Annotated in this window: 19 protein-coding genes; 10 read left to right on the forward strand and 9 right to left on the reverse strand. The window is 61.4% G+C overall.

What is annotated here, in order from left to right:
• Nucleotides 1-62 precede the first annotated feature (62 nt).
• Nucleotides 63-1,235, reverse strand: coding sequence for an MFS transporter (locus H7A77_RS20025; protein WP_108681807.1), 1,173 nt, complete (start codon nucleotides 1,233-1,235; stop codon nucleotides 63-65).
• A 98-nt stretch (nucleotides 1,236-1,333) separates the two neighbouring features.
• Nucleotides 1,334-2,230, reverse strand: coding sequence for a LysR family transcriptional regulator (locus H7A77_RS20030; RefSeq protein ID WP_033644145.1), 897 nt, complete (start codon nucleotides 2,228-2,230; stop codon nucleotides 1,334-1,336).
• Between the two features lie 105 nt (nucleotides 2,231-2,335).
• Between H7A77_RS20030 and H7A77_RS20035 the strand changes: the two genes are divergently transcribed.
• Nucleotides 2,336-3,718, forward strand: coding sequence for an MFS transporter (locus tag H7A77_RS20035; RefSeq protein ID WP_182074561.1), 1,383 nt, complete (start codon nucleotides 2,336-2,338; stop codon nucleotides 3,716-3,718).
• Nucleotides 3,715-4,095 (forward strand): DUF4440 domain-containing protein, encoded by a 381-nt coding sequence (locus H7A77_RS20040; protein ID WP_004928958.1) that lies wholly within the window; start codon nucleotides 3,715-3,717, stop codon nucleotides 4,093-4,095. Before H7A77_RS20035 ends, H7A77_RS20040 begins: the two co-directional genes overlap by 4 nt.
• A 196-nt stretch (nucleotides 4,096-4,291) precedes the next feature.
• Here H7A77_RS20040 and asr read toward each other — a convergent pair whose 3' ends face one another.
• A complete protein-coding gene (gene asr / locus H7A77_RS20045; protein ID WP_004928953.1) occupies nucleotides 4,292-4,642 on the reverse strand; it encodes an acid resistance repetitive basic protein Asr in 351 nt (116 codons plus the stop codon).
• A 200-nt stretch (nucleotides 4,643-4,842) separates the two neighbouring features.
• Here asr and H7A77_RS20050 point away from each other — a divergent pair, with 200 nt between their 5' ends.
• A complete protein-coding gene (locus tag H7A77_RS20050) occupies nucleotides 4,843-5,817 on the forward strand; it encodes a nickel/cobalt transporter (protein WP_182074562.1) in 975 nt (324 codons plus the stop codon).
• Between the two features lie 91 nt (nucleotides 5,818-5,908).
• A complete protein-coding gene (locus H7A77_RS20055; RefSeq protein ID WP_004928950.1) occupies nucleotides 5,909-6,217 on the forward strand; it encodes a YqjD family protein in 309 nt (102 codons plus the stop codon).
• 67 nt (nucleotides 6,218-6,284) lie between these two features.
• Here H7A77_RS20055 and H7A77_RS20060 read toward each other — a convergent pair whose 3' ends face one another.
• Entirely contained in the window at nucleotides 6,285-7,709 is a 1,425-nt protein-coding gene (locus tag H7A77_RS20060) for a PLP-dependent aminotransferase family protein (RefSeq protein ID WP_182074563.1), read from the reverse strand.
• 95 nt (nucleotides 7,710-7,804) lie between these two features.
• On the opposite strand from H7A77_RS20060, the gene H7A77_RS20065 reads away from it, so the two are divergent.
• The 5 genes from H7A77_RS20065 to nrdF all read left to right on the forward strand — a co-directional run bounded on the left by H7A77_RS20065 (nucleotide 7,805) and on the right by nrdF (nucleotide 12,259).
• Nucleotides 7,805-8,236, forward strand: a complete 432-nt coding sequence (locus H7A77_RS20065) for a carboxymuconolactone decarboxylase family protein (RefSeq protein ID WP_182074564.1) — start codon at nucleotides 7,805-7,807, stop codon at nucleotides 8,234-8,236.
• Between the two features lie 272 nt (nucleotides 8,237-8,508).
• On the forward strand, nucleotides 8,509-8,739 hold the full coding sequence (locus H7A77_RS20070; protein ID WP_033644148.1) for a redoxin NrdH: 231 nt from the start codon (nucleotides 8,509-8,511) through the stop codon (nucleotides 8,737-8,739).
• 9 nt (nucleotides 8,740-8,748) lie between these two features.
• On the forward strand, nucleotides 8,749-9,153 hold the full coding sequence (nrdI, locus tag H7A77_RS20075) for a class Ib ribonucleoside-diphosphate reductase assembly flavoprotein NrdI (protein WP_004928930.1): 405 nt from the start codon (nucleotides 8,749-8,751) through the stop codon (nucleotides 9,151-9,153).
• Nucleotides 9,135-11,279: a class 1b ribonucleoside-diphosphate reductase subunit alpha gene (gene nrdE / locus H7A77_RS20080; protein WP_071845116.1), complete on the forward strand. Its 2,145-nt coding sequence runs from the start codon at nucleotides 9,135-9,137 to the stop codon at nucleotides 11,277-11,279. The genes nrdI and nrdE overlap by 19 nt, the downstream gene beginning before the upstream one ends.
• A gap of 8 nt (nucleotides 11,280-11,287) precedes the next feature.
• Nucleotides 11,288-12,259, forward strand: a complete 972-nt coding sequence (gene nrdF / locus H7A77_RS20085; RefSeq protein ID WP_033639549.1) for a class 1b ribonucleoside-diphosphate reductase subunit beta — start codon at nucleotides 11,288-11,290, stop codon at nucleotides 12,257-12,259.
• 43 nt (nucleotides 12,260-12,302) lie between these two features.
• Here the strand turns inward: nrdF and H7A77_RS20090 are convergent, their stop codons facing one another.
• The 5 genes from H7A77_RS20090 to H7A77_RS20110 all read right to left on the reverse strand — a co-directional run bounded on the left by H7A77_RS20090 (nucleotide 12,303) and on the right by H7A77_RS20110 (nucleotide 15,052).
• Nucleotides 12,303-12,590: a type II toxin-antitoxin system RelE/ParE family toxin gene (locus tag H7A77_RS20090; RefSeq protein WP_033639548.1), complete on the reverse strand. Its 288-nt coding sequence runs from the start codon at nucleotides 12,588-12,590 to the stop codon at nucleotides 12,303-12,305.
• Nucleotides 12,590-12,877 (reverse strand): CopG family ribbon-helix-helix protein, encoded by a 288-nt coding sequence (locus H7A77_RS20095; protein ID WP_033639547.1) that lies wholly within the window; start codon nucleotides 12,875-12,877, stop codon nucleotides 12,590-12,592. The genes H7A77_RS20090 and H7A77_RS20095 overlap by 1 nt, the downstream gene beginning before the upstream one ends.
• A gap of 77 nt (nucleotides 12,878-12,954) precedes the next feature.
• Nucleotides 12,955-13,149, reverse strand: coding sequence for a DUF1289 domain-containing protein (locus H7A77_RS20100; protein WP_046897850.1), 195 nt, complete (start codon nucleotides 13,147-13,149; stop codon nucleotides 12,955-12,957).
• A gap of 64 nt (nucleotides 13,150-13,213) precedes the next feature.
• Nucleotides 13,214-13,954 (reverse strand): SDR family oxidoreductase, encoded by a 741-nt coding sequence (locus H7A77_RS20105; protein ID WP_182074565.1) that lies wholly within the window; start codon nucleotides 13,952-13,954, stop codon nucleotides 13,214-13,216.
• Between the two features lie 153 nt (nucleotides 13,955-14,107).
• Nucleotides 14,108-15,052, reverse strand: a complete 945-nt coding sequence (locus H7A77_RS20110) for an MBL fold metallo-hydrolase (RefSeq protein ID WP_033644153.1) — start codon at nucleotides 15,050-15,052, stop codon at nucleotides 14,108-14,110.
• A gap of 206 nt (nucleotides 15,053-15,258) precedes the next feature.
• On the opposite strand from H7A77_RS20110, the gene H7A77_RS20115 reads away from it, so the two are divergent.
• A complete protein-coding gene (locus H7A77_RS20115; RefSeq protein ID WP_182074566.1) occupies nucleotides 15,259-16,230 on the forward strand; it encodes a patatin-like phospholipase family protein in 972 nt (323 codons plus the stop codon).
• Nucleotides 16,231-16,277: the final 47 nt, after the last annotated feature.

Below are 16,277 nucleotides of genomic sequence, written 5' to 3' on the forward strand. Positions count from 1 at the left end.
GTAATCATTCACCGAAACAATGATTTTCTGGGGAGGAATCCGGGTTTCGGACTATTCCTGAATCAGGCCCGGCTGCGCTGCAGCAGGCGCAGAGTGAGCAACACCCCGAGCGCCACCAGCAGCGCCGCCGCCAGATAAATCGACGGCACGCCCGCCTGCCCAATCAGCAGCCCGGCCAGCGGGCCGGTGATACCCAACGCCAGGTCGAGGAACGCCGAATAGGTACCGAGCGCCGTGCCCTGATTCTGCGACGGCACCTGTTTCACCGCCTCAACGCCCAGCGCCGGGAACACCAGCGAAAAACCGGCGCCGGCCAGCAATGCGCCGGTTTGCACCATCCAGGGCTCGCCGGCCTGCCAAATCAACAGCAGCCCGACGATCTCAACCAGAAACGACGCCAGCGTCACCTTCAACCCGCCGTGGCGGTTGATGACATTGCTGAAGATCAGGCGAATGCCGACGAAGGCGCAGCTGAACAGCGTCAGCGAAAACGCCGCGCCGCTCCAGCCTTTGTCAGCGTAGTAAAGGGTGATGAACGTGGCGATCACGCCGAAGCCGACGGTGCCCATCGCCAGCCCGAGACCATAGGCCCAAATGCGGCCGAACACCGCGCGAAAGGCGATGCGTTGCCCGGCGGCGATCGAGACGTCCGGCTTGCCGCTCGCCAACAACAGCGCCACCGCAATCGCCAGCACGATCAGCGCCGCCACCCCGGCCAAGCCCCACTGCTGATTCAGATACACGCCGAGCGGCGCGCCGGCCGCCATCGCGCCGTAGGTAGCAACGCCGTTCCAGGAGATCACCCGCGCGGTGTGCATCGCCCCAACCCGGCCGATGCCCCACAGCGTGGAACCGGTGCTGGCGAAGCTTTCGCCGACGCCGAGAAACACCCGCCCCACGCACAGCAGCAGCAGGCTGAGCCACGGCCAACCGTCAACGCCGAACGCCAGCGCGTAAAACAGGCCGCTGGCGCCGCAGCAGGCCAGGCCGAACAGCACCACCTTCTTCGGCCCCAACTGATCGGCGTAACGCCCGGCGTGCGGGCGGCTGAACAGCGTGGCGAAGTACTGCGCGCTGATGATAAGGCCCGCCAGCACCGAGTTGTAGCCCAGGTGGTCATGCACAAACCCCGGCAGCACCGCCAGCGGCAGGCCGATGGTCAGGTAGCAGACGAAGGTGAACATCACCACGGACAAAATACGTCGGTTCAGCTGGCGGTTATTTTCTGCGGTCATCGAAGGCGGCTCGCATCGGACGGGGTAGACGAAGCCCTCCAGCATACCCCGACGAGATTTGATGATAAATGAGAGAGTGATAACAAATTATTATTTCGCTAACGGTTTGCCGCCACCCGCGCACGCAGAAAATCGATAAACGCCCGCACTTTCTCCGGCACGTGACGGGTATTCGGGTAGAGCGCATAGATGCTCTGCTCGGGGAAACGGTGATCCGGCAGCAACCGCTGCAACCTGCCGGCGTCGATGTCGGGTTGCGCCAGCCACGCCGGCAGCAGCGCCACCCCGGCGCCATGCAGGGCGAACGCCAGCAATGCCGCGGCGCTGTCGCCGGTGAGCGTCGCCGCATCCGCGACCTTGAACAGCACCGCGTCGCGCTGCGGCGTGACCACCTGCCAGCTGAGGGGCGAACTGAGCCGGCTGTGGGCGATCCACTGCGCCTGCGCCAGATCCGTCAGCGAATGAATCGGCCGCTCGGCCAGATAATTCGGCGCCGCCACCGGAAAGATGGCGAAGCTGTCGATCAGCGCCGCGCGGTGGCTGGAATCCGCCAGCTGGCCCAGGCGGATCGCCACGTCGAAGCGCTCAGAGATCAGATCGGCATGATAAGAGGAAGACACATGCTGGATGCGCAGGCGCGGATGCTGCCGCGAAAACGCCGCCAGCGCCGGCACCACGACCTGCGCGCCATACTCAGGCGTGCTGGTGATGCGCAGCACGCCGCTCAGCCCGTGATGATCGCGTCGCACGTCGTCGAGCACGTTCTCGGCCTCCTGCAACAGCTGCAGGCTGCGCTGGTAGAAGCGTTCGCCGGCATCGGTCAGCGACAATCGGCGGGTGCTGCGCGCCAGCAGTGACACCCCCAGCTCATTCTCCAGCTGCTTGACGTTAAAGCTCACCACCGCCTTGGTTTGCCCCAGCGCCGCCGCCGCCGCGGTAAAGCTGCCCGCTTCCACCACCGCCGCGAAGATCGCCAGACGCTGCAAATTCAGCATTTCGCCGCCCTTATTGTCAAAATCATTTTGACAGTGTAATCGCCCGCCGCCGATTTATCCGCACTTTTCCCCCCGATACACTGCTCGCCTTCAACCGGAGGCACCATGTCTTATCGCAGCAAAGTGGCAATCGTCTATCTGCTCGGCTTTTTCGTCGATCTGATCAATATGTTTATCGCCAACGTCGCCTACCCCGCCATCGGCCAGGCGATGGCGGCGTCGGTCAGCCAGCTGGCGTGGGTCAGCAACGGCTATATTTTCGGCCTGACGCTGGTGATCCCGCTCAGCGCCTGGCTGGCGCAGCGCATCGGCGGGCGGCGGGTGTTTCTGCTCTCGCTGGCGCTGTTCATGCTGGCCACCCTCGGCGCGGGCAACGCCGACAGCATCGGCGCGCTGATCGGCTGGCGCACCCTGCAGGGCATGGGCGGCGGTTTGCTGATCCCCATCGGCCAGACCCTGACCTATCAGCTGTACCGCAGCCATGAACGCGCCGGGCTGTCGGCCGCCATCATGTTGGTGGGTCTGCTGGCGCCGGCGCTGTCACCGGCGCTGGGCGGCTGGCTCGTCGATCGGTTGGACTGGCGCTGGGTGTTTTTCGCCAACCTGCCGCTGGCGGCCCTGGCCCTGGCGCTGGCGGCGCTGTGGCTACGTGCGGAAACGCCGACGGCGGCGTGCAAACCGCTCGACGCGACAGGATTACTGAGCGCCTGCGCGGCGCTGACGCTGCTGCTGCTCGGCCTGACCCGGCTGAGCGAAGCCGGTCATCAGGTTTCCGGCGCGGCGCTGCTGGCCGCCGGGCTGCTGGTGCTGGCCTATTATCTGCGCCATAGCCTGCGCACCCCGCAGCCGCTGCTGAACCTGCGGCTGGTCGGCGATCCGCTGCTGCGCAACGCCATGGCGGTTTATTTGTGCATTCCCGGCCTGTTCATCGGCGTCAGCCTGGTGGCGATGCTGTATTTGCAAAACCAGCTGGGGATGCCCGCCGCGCAGGTCGGCGGCCTGATGCTGCCCTGGGCGCTGGCGTCGTTCCTGGCCATCACGTTGACCGGCAAAAGCTTTAATCGCCTCGGCCCGCGGCCGCTGCTGATCGCCGGCTGCCTATTGCAAGGCGCCGGCATGCTGACGCTGGCGCAGATCGATCAGACCGGGCAGCACGCGTTGCAGATCGCCGCCTTCGCCCTGATGGGGTTCGGCGGCAGTCTGTGCAGCAGCACCGCGCAGAGCAGCGCGTTTCTGCAGATCCCCGACGGCCAATTGGCGGACGCCAGCGCACTGTGGAATATCAACCGCCAGCTCAGTTTTTGCCTTGGCGTGGCGCTGCTCAGCCTGCTGCTGAATCTGCTGCTGGCCGTGTTGCCGCCCGCGGCGGCTTACCGAACCTGCTTCATTCTGGCGGGCGCCAGCGCACTTATCCCGCTGTTGCTGTGTCTGCGCCTCGCCAACCGCGCCATCGTGCGCCAACTCAACGCTCAACAGGATGCTTTATGAACCCGTATTTTACCGAAGTGATCGACGCCCACATCGCCATTGAACGCTGGCTGGGCAAAGGCGCCGGAGAGGAGCAAGCGCTGCTGGCGCGCTTTACGCCGGATTTCAGCATGATTGCGCTGAACGGCGCCCCGCTGGATTTCACCGCGCTGTGCGCTTTTTTCCGCGCGCATCGCGCCGCCAAACCGGGACTGGAAATCGAGATAGAAGAGATGAAGCTGGTGGCCGAATGGCCGACGGGTGCGGTAGTCAGCTACCGGGAAAAACAGAGTCTGCCGGGGCAAAGCGCCACGCTGCGCTACTCCACGGTGGTGTTTGAACGCCTGCCCGACGCGCTCGGCTGGCGGCATTTGCACGAAACCGCCGCGGCGCAATAATTACAGGAAGCTGCCGGCCAGAAACAGTTCCCAACCGACGATCACCCCGCACAGGGTTACCGCGCTGAAAATGACTTCAAACAGATAGCGATGGATCATCGTGAGTAGCCTCAAAAGAAGACACCCGGAAAGACCGGGTGTCTGGAATACGGGCTGTAGAGTGCGGAACCTTGTCGGTTCCGCAAACATCACTTAATTAAGCTTTTTTACCGGCTTTTTTGTGGTGTTTTTTAGCGGCCTGAGCTTTCTGCACTGGCGCTTTTTTGTGGTGTTTTTTAGCAGCCTGGGCTTTCTGAGCTGGCGCTTTTTTGTGGTGCTTTTTAGCGGCCTGAGCTTTCTGGGCTGGCGCTTTTTTGTGGTGCTTGGCTTTCTTGTGGTGCGTTGCTTTAGCTGGCGCTTTTTCAGCAGCAGCCGCTGGCGCAGCGGTAGTGGTGGTCGCAGCTGGCGCGGTGGTGGTAGCCGGAGCAGTAGCTGCAGTATCAGCAGCGAAAGCAACAGAAGACAGACCCATAGTGGCAGCAACGATCAGCGCTAATACTTTTTTCATCTTTAAATCCTCAGAGTGTTGTTTCGGTAAGCTCCAGTGGAGCCGTTGAAACAGATACTAGTGGAATCAAACGGCCGTTTCCGTGAGTGATTGGTTTCGCCGAGTAACCAAATGTACAACGTTTGTGAACGGCGCTTGTGAACCGCATCGGCGCGTATATGCTGAAGGAAGACGCCCCTCGGTACAGGCTCGCTCACGCTATGAAAACCGTCTCGCTGAAACACGCGCCGGGCCGCTACGCCGGCCTGGCCCTCGCCGGTCTGCTGCTACTGACGCTGCTCTACGTGTTCGTGCGGCACTGGGCCGAGTTTGTGCAGTATTGCATCAACTTCCAGATTTACATGCACCGCTATCTGGTGCTCTATCTGCTGCAGCAACGCAACCAGCAATACAGCGGCGGGCTGATGCTGACGCTGGCCAGTTTCGCTTACGGTTTCCTGCACTCCATCGGCCCCGGCCACGGCAAGTTCGTCATCACCACTTATCTGGCCACCCACCGCGAACGGCTGAACGCCAGCCGGGCGATCACCCTGCTGGGCAGCCTGATGCAAGGCGTAGTCGCCATTGTGTTCGTGGTGGTGCTGGCGGTGGTGCTCAACCTGTCGATGGGCGATCTCAGCCTCAGCCGTTATTGGGTGGAAAAAGGCAGCGCGGTCTTCATTGCCGCCTTCGGCCTGATGGTGATCCTGCGCGCCAGCGGCTGGCGCTGGCGTCGGCGCCGCGCGCCGGTCATTCAGGTGCTGAATCCGGCGGACCACGCGCATAGCGCGGCGTGCGAGTGCGGCCACCGGCATCAGCCCAGCGCGGCCGAACTGACCGGCGGCTGGCGCAACGCGCTGTGGCTGATCGTCTCCATCGGTATTCGTCCGTGCAGCGGCGCCATCCTGATTCTGGTGTTCGCCAACGCCATCGGCATGTTCACCTGGGGCGTGATCTCCGCCATGAGCATGGCGCTGGGCACCGGGCTGTCGATCATGATCCTCGCCACGCTGGTGCACCACGCCCGCGAGCGTTTTCTGGCCCATCAACCCGGCCTGACGGGCTATTATCTGGCACAGGCGTCGCGTATCGCCGTGATGCTCGGCGGCGTGCTCCTGATCCTGTTCGCGCTGGTGTTATTCAATTCAGTGATCCCGGTCAGCGCTAACGGCGATTTTATCGCCGCTGGCTGCTAACGCCGGTAAATCGTCGTTTTTTTTCGCGATCGGCCACACAAATCTCGGCATGGTCTACACTTAAAAGACATGTGTCGAAATGGAGAGCTGAATGTTTAAGAAAGCGGAAAGAACAGAACGCGATATCGATCAGGATGTGACTCTGTTGGCCGATACGCTGGATGAAGTGTTGCGCGAGTCCGGTGACAAGACCAAAGAGGAACTGAAAGAGCTGCACAGCAAGGCGAAAGGCGTGCTGCGCGACGCGCGAGCGCGATTCAACGGCTCCACCAGTCTGACACAACATGCGCGCGACGCGGTCGATCAAGCCGACAGCTATGTGCGTGACAAACCTTGGCAGGGCGTAGGGATCGGTGCCGCCGTCGGCATCGTGCTCGGCGTGCTGCTGGCCCGGCGTTAACACCCCTGCAGTCATAAAGATAAAACAGATGTGCGTCTGGCCCGCGGAAATCGCGGGCCGTTTAATTTTAGCGAAACAGCTGCGCCAGCCCCTGTACCGCCCGCTCCGCCTCCTCTCGCCGGCTGAAATTGGCGAACCCCAGCAGTAACCCTTGCCCCGCCGGATGGTCAATTCGCCAGTCAGACAACGCCTGCACCGCCAGCCCCTGTCGCCAGGCTTGCGCCGCCAACGGCGCATCCGCCAAGCCGTCGCGCAGCCGGGCCAACAGCTGAATGCCGCCCTGTTGCGGCACCGTCGTCAGCCACGCCCCCAGCTGCCGCTCCAACGCCTGCGTCAGCCACTCGCGCCGCTGGCGGTACAACGGCCGCATGCGTTTCAGGTGGCGATAGAAATGCCCTTGCCGGATAAAATCCGCCACGCCGGCCTGCAGCAGCGGCGGGCAACCGCAGCCGCGCAGCAGGCTGCTGCGCGCAAAGGCCTCCGTGAGGCCGACGGGCACCACTAAATAAGCCATGCGCAGCGCCGGGAACAGCGTTTTGCTGAAGGTGCCGGCGTACAGCACCCGCCCCTGAACATCGAGGCTTTTCAGCGGCGGCAGCGGCCGCCCGTGATAGCGAAACTCGCTGTCGTAGTCATCCTCGAGGATCCAGGCCCCGCGCTGCTGCGCCCAGTCGAGCAGCGCCACCCGCCGCGCCAGGCTGAGCGAGACGCCGAGCGGGCTTTGATGGGTCGGCGTCACCACCGCCAGCCGCGCCTCAGGCGCCGTCAGCATACCGGCGGCCACGTCCATGCCCTGTTCATCCACCGGCACGGCGACCGGCCTGACGCCGGCGGCCCGCAACAGCGGGCGCGTGACCGGATAACCGGGATCTTCGATCCATACCGCGTCGCCGGCGTGCAACAGCGTCTCCGTCACCCAGTCCAGCAACGCCGGATAACCGGCGCAGAGGAAAATTTGCTCCGGCCGACAGCTGATGCCGCGCGACAAATGCAGATAATGGGCGATCGCCTCACGCAGTTCAGGCAGGCCGCCGGCCGGCGGCAGCGCCAGGGAAGCCGCCGTGGAACCGCGCAGCTGGCGGGCGACAATGCGCTGCCACAGCGCGCGGGGAAACGCATCCAGCGCCGGCACGCCCAGTTGGAAAGGCTGCAGCATGCCCTGCGGCTGCAGCGGATCGGGCGCTATCGTCGCCAGCGGCGGCGCAGCGGGCATTGCGCCCGGCGGCATGTGCGGCAACTGCGGCGAGACATAGGTGCCCGCCTGCCCCCGGCTCTGCAAGAAACCTTCGGCGATAAGTTGCGCGTAGGCGCTTTCCACCGTGGCGCGCGCCACGCCCAGATCGCTCGCCAACCCGCGCACCGAAGGCAGCCGGCTGCCCGCCGCCAGGCTGCCCTGGGCGATGGCGTCTTTAATCCGCTGGTAAATCTGCCGGTACAGCGGCTCGGCGAGCCGGCTGTCCAGCCGCAATGAAGTCAGGAACGGCGGCATCATGGCCCGGTTAAATAATCATTTTATGGCCCTATAGCATAGACCATAAGGCCGCTAAAGTAGCGCCATGATTTCGTTACTATCGATTGAGGTTGACCATGATTAAGCCACGTTTGAACTATACCGAGCTGGCGCCCGCCCCGTACAAAAATATGGTGAGCGCGCTGATGGCGCTGGAGAAAGGCGCCCTGGACAAAGCGACCATCGAGTTGATGTTTATGCGCGTCTCGCAGATCAACGGCTGCGCCTACTGCCTGGACATGCACGGCAAAGCGCTGCGCGAAAGCGGCTTCAGCCATGCCAAGCTGGATACGTTGGCGGGCTGGCGCGTCAGCCATGAATTCAGCGAGCGTGAACGCGCGGCGCTGGAGTGGGCCGAGTCGGTTACGCTGATCGCCGCCACCGGCGCGCCGGACAGCGCTTTCGAGGCGCTGAAAGCGCACTTCAGCGACGCCGAGATCGCCGATCTGACCTTCGCCATCAGCATCATGAACGCCTTCAACCGGCTGGCCGTCAGCATGCGTCAGTAATGCGCTCGCCTCCCCCTCTTGACTCTGAGGGGGAATTTCACACCCGCAAAAATTTTTCCCCTCGCCTTTTCCAGCCCCGGCGCGGCCTGCGCGCAAAACCCGACAAAACACCATATATAGCGTGGTTGATAAAACAAATGTCAACATATAGTATTTTATCTATCAGCCGCAGGGAATATTGTTCGGCTGATAACGCCGTCAGAAACGCCAGGAACAATGCTCCGTTCTCTGACTTGTCCGCCTTTCCTTCAGTCTAAAGGTAAATGCGAATCATGAGCATTATTATTTATAGTAAGCCGGACTGTGTCCAGTGCAACGCCACCTATCGCGCATTTGATAAACAGGGGATTGATTATCAGGTGATCGACCTCACTCAAGATCCGCAGGCGCTGGACCACGTTAAATCCCTAGGTTATCAGCAAGTTCCGGTCATAATCGCCGGTGACGATCACTGGGCCGGTTTCCGGCCGGACAAAATCGGCGCGCTGGCGCTCACCTGCTGAGGCCCGACGATGAATCCGCTGGTCTATTTCTCCAGCAGCTCGGAGAACACCCACCGATTCGTTGAGAAACTGGGCCTGCCGGCGATCCGCATTCCGATCGCCGGCGCCCGCAGCAAATTGCTGATGGAACAGCCCTATATCTTGATCGTGCCCAGCTATGGCGGCGGCAGCGCCGTCGGCGCGGTGCCGATCCAGGTGATCCGCTTTCTCAACGTTCCGCAAAACCGTTCATACCTGCGCGGCGTCATCGCCGCCGGGAACACCAACTTCGGCGCAGCGTACGGCATCGCCGGCGACATCATCGCCAAAAAATGCCAGGTGCCTTTCTTGTACCGCTTCGAGCTGCTCGGCACTACGCAAGACGTTGAAAACGTTAGACAGGGAGTAACCGCATTTTGGCAACGACAGAACTGACCAGGCCCGAGACGGGCGCGCTGGATTACCATTCGCTCAACGCGATGCTCAATCTTTACGATGCGGAAGGCCGGATCCAGTTCGATAAAGATCGGCTGGCGGCGCGGCACTACTTCCTGCAGCACGTCAACCAAAACACCGTGTTCTTCCATAACCTGGAGGAAAAGCTGCGCTATCTGGTGGAAGAAGGCTACTACGAGCCGCAGGTGCTGGCGCAGTACGAATTCCCGTTTATCAAGCAGCTGTTCCAGCAGGCCTACGCCAAAAAATTCCGCTTCGAGACTTTCCTCGGGGCCTTCAAGTACTACACCAGCTATACGCTCAAAACCTTCGACGGCAAGCGCTATCTGGAACGCTACGAAGACCGGGTGTGCATGGTGGCGCTGACGTTGGCGGCGGGTGACACCGCACTGGCGCAGGATCTGGTGGAAGAGATGATTTCGGGCCGCTTCCAGCCGGCCACGCCGACCTTCCTCAACTGCGGCAAACGCCAGCGCGGTGAGCTGGTCTCCTGCTTCCTGCTGCGCATCGAAGACAATATGGAATCGATCGGCCGGGCGGTGAACTCCGCGCTGCAGCTGTCGAAACGCGGCGGCGGCGTGGCCTTCATGCTGAGCAACATTCGCGAGGTGGGCGCGCCGATCAAACGCATCGAGAACCAGTCCTCCGGCGTCATTCCGATCATGAAAATGCTCGAAGACGCCTTCTCCTACGCCAACCAGCTCGGCGCGCGCCAGGGGGCCGGCGCGGTGTATCTCAACGCTCACCACCCGGATATCCTGCGTTTTCTCGACACCAAGCGGGAAAACGCCGACGAGAAGATCCGCATCAAAACGCTGTCGCTGGGGGTGGTGATCCCGGATATCACCTTCGAACTGGCGAAGAACAACGAAGAAATGTACCTGTTCTCGCCCTACGACGTCGAACGGGTGTATGGCACGCCGCTGTCTGAAATCAGCGTCAGTGAAAAATACCGCGAGATGGTGGACGACAAGCGCATCCGCAAGTCGCGCATCAACGCGCGCGAGTTCTTCCAGGTGCTGGCGGAGATCCAGTTCGAATCCGGCTACCCCTACGTCATGTTCGAGGACACGGTCAACCGGGAGAATCCGATCGCCGGGCGTATCAACATGAGCAACCTGTGTTCGGAAATCCTGCAGGTCAACCGCGCCAGCACCTATCACGAAGATCTGAGCTACGATCGCATCGGCAAGGATATCTCCTGCAACCTCGGCTCGCTGAACATCGCCAAAACCATGGACGCGCCGGACTTCGGCAAGGCGATCGAGACCGCGATCCGCGCGCTGACCGCGGTGGCCGACATGAGCGATATCCGCTCGGTGCCGTCGATCGCCGAAGGCAACCGCAGCGCCCGCGCCATCGGTCTGGGCCAGATGAACCTGCACGGTTACCTGGCGCGCGAGCGCATCTTCTACGGCTCGGAAGAAGGCATCGACTTCACCAATCTCTATTTCTATACCGTGGCCTATCACGCCATCCGCGCCTCGAACCGGCTGGCGATCGAACGCGGCGGCGCGTTCGACGGCTTTGAGCACTCGCGCTATGCCAGCGGCGAGTACTTCGACAAATACACCGAACGCGACTGGCTGCCGCAGACCGAGCGGGTGCGCGAGCTGTTCGCCGCCGCCGGCATCGCCATTCCGGGCCGCGATGAGTGGCGCGCGCTGCGCCAGTCGGTGATGATGCACGGGCTGTACAACCAGAACCTGCAGGCGGTGCCGCCGACCGGTTCCATCTCGTACATCAACAACGCCACCTCCAGCATCCATCCGATCGTCTCGCGCATCGAGATCCGCAAGGAAGGCAAGATCGGCCGCGTTTACTATCCGGCGCCGTACATGACCAACGACAACCTGGCGTATTACCAGGATGCCTACGAGATTGGCCCGGAAAAAATCATCGATACCTATGCCGCCGCGACGCAACACGTCGATCAGGGGCTGTCGCTGACGTTGTTCTTCCGCGATACCGCCACCACCCGCGACATCAACCGCGCGCAGATCTACGCCTGGCGCAAAGGCATCAAAACCATTTACTACATCCGCCTGCGCCAGATGGCGCTGGAAGGCACCGAGGTGCAGGGCTGCGTGTCCTGCGCGCTGTGAGGCAACTTATGACGACCGTAACATCGGCGCCGCTGGTGCGCGCCATCAACTGGAACATCATCGAAGACGACAAGGATCTGGAGGTGTGGAACCGCCTGACCTCCAACTTCTGGCTGCCGGAGAAGGTGCCGCTGTCCAACGATATCCCCTCCTGGGCCACGCTGACGCCGAAGGAGCAGCAGCTGACCATTCGGGTGTTCACCGGGTTGACGCTGCTGGACACCATCCAGAACACCGTCGGCGCGCCGGCCCTGATCGCCGATGCGCTGACGCCGCACGAAGAGGCGGTGTACTCCAACATCAGCTTTATGGAGGCGGTGCACGCCCGCTCTTACAGCTCAATCTTCTCTACCCTGTGCCAAACGCCGGACGTGGATGACGCCTATCGCTGGAGCGAGGAAAACCGCGCGCTGCAGAAGAAAGCCGGCATCATTCTGGCGCACTACCGCAGCGACGATCCGCTGCTGAAAAAAGTCGCCAGCGTGTTCCTCGAGTCGTTCCTGTTCTATTCGGGCTTTTACCTGCCGATGTACTGGTCCAGCCGCGCCAAGCTGACCAACACCGCCGATCTGATCCGCCTGATCATTCGCGACGAGGCGGTGCACGGCTACTATATCGGCTATAAGTTCCAGAAAGGGCTGGAGAAAGTGGACGCCGCACGGCGCCAACAGGTGAAAAATTTCGCCTTCGATCTGATGCAGGACCTGTACGACAACGAGGTGCGCTACACCGAGGAACTGTACGACGGCGTCGGCTGGACGGAAGACGTGAAGACCTTCCTGCACTATAACGCCAACAAAGCGCTGATGAACCTGGGGTATGAAGCGCTGTTCCCGCCGGCGATGGCGGAGGTCAACCCGGCGATCCTGTCGGCGCTGTCGCCGAACGCCGACGAAAACCACGACTTCTTCTCCGGGTCAGGGTCGTCCTACGTCATCGGCAAGGCGGTCAACACCGAGGATGAGGACTGGGATTTCTGAGGACATGACAGCGATGCCGGTCTTTCAGGCCGGTATCGTGCATTCAATACCCTTGTTCTTTCTGACTGCGGATCGCCAGAACAAACGCCGTATCGATATCAGGAATGTATTTGTAGAGCGCCAAATAACCGCGAGCTTGCTGCCCAATAATCAATTCACGCAGCCCTGCACCAAGGGACCGTCCGATCAATGGATTATGTTCCAATACCGCAATTGCCTGGATGATTTCCTGAATGCGCCGCCCTGAATCCGCAGCGCCATACTGAGCCAAATGAGCGAGAATACGTTCGATATCATCCCTGACCTCTGGCGCCAACTCGACATTTGCCATCAGCGCCCCAATTTTTTAACCGGAGGTTTGACAGCGGCAGTATCACCCGCTGCGTAATTTTCCAAATAACCGCGCATCTCTTTCCAAGAGACCGTCTCTCCCGTCGCAATTATCTTGGCATAGCGTTTTTCCGCTTCATTCTCAAAGTCGCGGCGCAACTCTTCCTGCTGCGTTTTCTCCGCTATTGCCTGCAAAATAAAGCTGTGAGACGTTACGCCAACCTGCTCGGCGACGGCAGCGACTCGGGCTTTAAGCTCATCTGGAATACGAATGGTCGTCGTCGACATAATCGCTCCTCACGTCGGTCAATCACATGTAGCTCAATTGTGCTACATGCAGTCTGGCAGCGCAATAATGCAGAGGATTATTTCACCGATTGACGCAGCTCTAGCCGCCGCCAGATAGCGCGTTTCTCCGCGTCGCTGGCGGTCGGCCAGGCGGCGATCTCCGCCCGCGTGCGCCGGCATCCGCGGCACTGCTGGGTTTCGTCGTCGATCCGACACAGGCTGACGCAGGGCGACCTGACGCCGGGATGAAACTGCTGATTGTCGCCCGCCATACGCTGCCCTTGATGTGATGAGTTCCGCCACAGGATACCCGATCCTGCGGCGGCGCGTCGTCAATCAGATGATGCCGCCGTTGGCGCGCAGGGTTTGGCCGTTGATCCAGCCGCCGTCGGCCCCCGCGAGGAAGGCCACCGCCGCAGCGATATCGTCCGGCGTGCCCAGGCGCTCCAGCGGCGCCATCTTCGCCAGCCGCTCGATAAGCTCCGGGGTTTTGCCGTCGAGGAACAAACCGGTGGCGGTCGGTCCCGGCGCGACGGCATTCACCGTGATATTGCGGCCGCGCAGTTCTTTCGCCAGCACGCTGGTCAGCGCTTCGATCGCCGCCTTACTGGCGGCATACATGCCGTACCCCGGCTGCAGCAACCCCACCACGCTGGAGGAGAAGTTGATGATGCGGCCATTGTCGCGCAGGCGCTTCGCCGCCTCGCGCATCGCATTGAAGCTGCCTTTCAGATTGATGTCGAGCAGGCGATCCACGTCTTCGTCACGCATGTCCGCCACCGGCGCCAGCGCGATCACCCCGGCGTTATTGACCAGCACGTCGACGCCGCCAAACGCCTGTTCGACGCTGTCGAACAGGCGGGCGACCGCAGATGCATCGCTGACGTCGGCTTTGACGCTCAAGGCGCGGCCGCCGCCCTGTTCAATCTTGCGCACCAGCTCATCGGCCGGTGCCGGGTTGCCCGAATAGTTGATGATGACGGTGAAGCCATCGGCGGCCAGACGCTCGGCGATGGCCGCGCCGATGCCGCGCGATGCGCCGGTAACGATGGCGACGGGGGGAGTTTTCTGATTCATCGGGAGATCCTTAAAGAAAACGACGAGGGTAACGTTAATCATGCACTCTTTATCACGGCGAATAAGCCCCGATTCTCTGGCATCATCATCCCAAATTATCGAACAATGTCCCCAAGGCGCTTACGATGGCCGCCCGTTGGGCGGCCATCGCCATTACAGCGCGCCGTAGTTCAATGGCACCCAAGTGTAACCGTCGCCCTGGCGGTTCAAATACCCCAACCCCGGGAACGACAGGTGTGCGCCCCCCACCAGCTCGCTCTGCCGCGCGCTGTCACCAAATATCCGCAGCCGCTGAGCGACCGCCGCCTTGGCGTCATTATCAAAGCTGATAGCCACCTTCGGATGCGGCATCTGCACCGCCGCCACGTGGATCAGATCCCCCAGCAGCAACAGCTTCTGGCCCTGGCTGGTCACCTGATACACGCTATGCCCCGGCGTATGGCCGTGGGCGGCAAAGGCGGCAATGCCCGGGGAAAGCTCACCGTCGCCGCTGAACGGCTTAAAGTGGCCGGCCGCCTGATACGGCTTGATCACTGCCTGAGCCCTTTCGAAGTTGCTTTTACTGCCCGCGCTGGCCTGTTTCAGTTTGTCCGCGCTTAGCCAGAAGTCCGCGTCCTGGCTGGCGGCGCGCACCACCGCATTGGGGAATACCGCCTTGCCGTCGTGCGTCAGCCCGCCGAGGTGGTCCGGGTGCATGTGGGTCAGGTAGATCTCATCCACCTGCTCCGGCTGGTAGCCCGCCGCACGCAGGTTATCCACCAGCTTGCCCAGGCCGTCGCCCAGCAGCTGGCCGGCGCCACTGTCGATCATCACCAGCTTGTCGCCGGTATTGATCAGATAAGCATTGACCGACGTGACCACCGGCAGGCTTTGATGCTGCTCGGCTACCCCGGCGGCGATCTGCTGCGGCGTGCGGCCCAGTAACAGCTTATCCGCCGGCAGGCGAATAATGCCGTCGGACAACGCGGTCACTTCAAAGCTGCCCAGCATGATGCGGTAAAATCCCGGCGTCGGGGTTTTGGCCTGCGGCGCGGCGGCGCCGGCCTGTAACGACATAACGGCCAGCGCCGCGCCCAGCAGACAACGTTTCCAGAACATGATGACTCCTTGTGAGAATTGAACAGCGCTAAGTATTGACGCAAAAAGCCCGATGCGCCTGTTTAATAAATGCCTTTGATAAATATATAAATAATATATTCATTATGAATAATTTTGTTTGCCAAGCCACACAACCCCAATCCATATTTTCTCGTGCGCCGCTTCGTTATTTTTTTTACTCCCTAAACCACGAGTAAGGAAATATGATGAGCTATCAATTCGAAAACCTGGTCTTTGAAGGCGGCGGCGTAAAAGGCATCGCCTATGGCGGCGCACTGGAATTGCTGGAGGCCAAAGGCATCATGCCGCAGATCAAGCAAACCTCCGGCGCCTCAGCGGGCGCCATCGCCGCGCTGCTGGTCGGGCTGGGCTGCAGCTCGGCCGACGTGACCAAGATTCTGTCGGCGATGGATTTTAAAAAATTCCTCGATTATAACGGCGGTTTTTTTGGCACGCTCCAGGACGCCTATCGCCTGTTCAATCAATACGGCATTGCGCCCGGTGATTATTTCTATCAATGGTCGCGCGATATTATCAAGCAATATACCGGCACCCCGGATATTACCTTCGAACAGTTCGAAGCGATGAAAACGGCGAAAGGCTTCAAGTCGATTTACTTTATCGGCGCCAACCTCAACAGCGGCCAGCGCGAAGTCTATTCGCATCGCACCACGCCGCGCATGAAAGTGGCGGATGGCCTGCGCATTTCGATGTCGTTCCCGTTCGCCTTCGTGGCGAAGAAAAATGTCCTGGGCGACCTGTGCATCGACGGCGGCATGATCGACAACTACCCGGTGCGGCTGTTCGACTATGACTTCTCCGCCACGCCGCCTTACATCGACAGCGCCAGCCAGCGCATCAACACCCGCACGCTGGGCATTCGCCTGGACTCCGCCAGTGAAATCGCTCAGGCCGCCGGTCAGGCCGGCCCGCGCACGCCGGTCAACAACCTGTTTGATTTCACCCTGGCGGTGGCCAACGTGATGCTGGACATCCAAACCAAGATGCATCTGGACAGCGATGACTGGAAGCGCACCGTGTATGTCGACACGCTCGACGTCGGCACGCTGGAGTTCGGCATCAGCGAGGAGAAGAAACGCGCGCTGATCGAATCCGGCCGTCGCGGCGTAGAGCGCTACTTCGCGTGGTATGACGCCGCCATGAAGCAAGCGGCGTAACCGGCAGTTCCCCGCCCGCGCGTCGGGCCGGCGCGCGGGCAAAAAAA

Origin of the sequence: Serratia sp. ME47, from assembly GCF_903970925.1 — a bacterium.
Classification (GTDB): domain Bacteria; phylum Pseudomonadota; class Gammaproteobacteria; order Enterobacterales; family Enterobacteriaceae; genus Serratia; species Serratia ureilytica.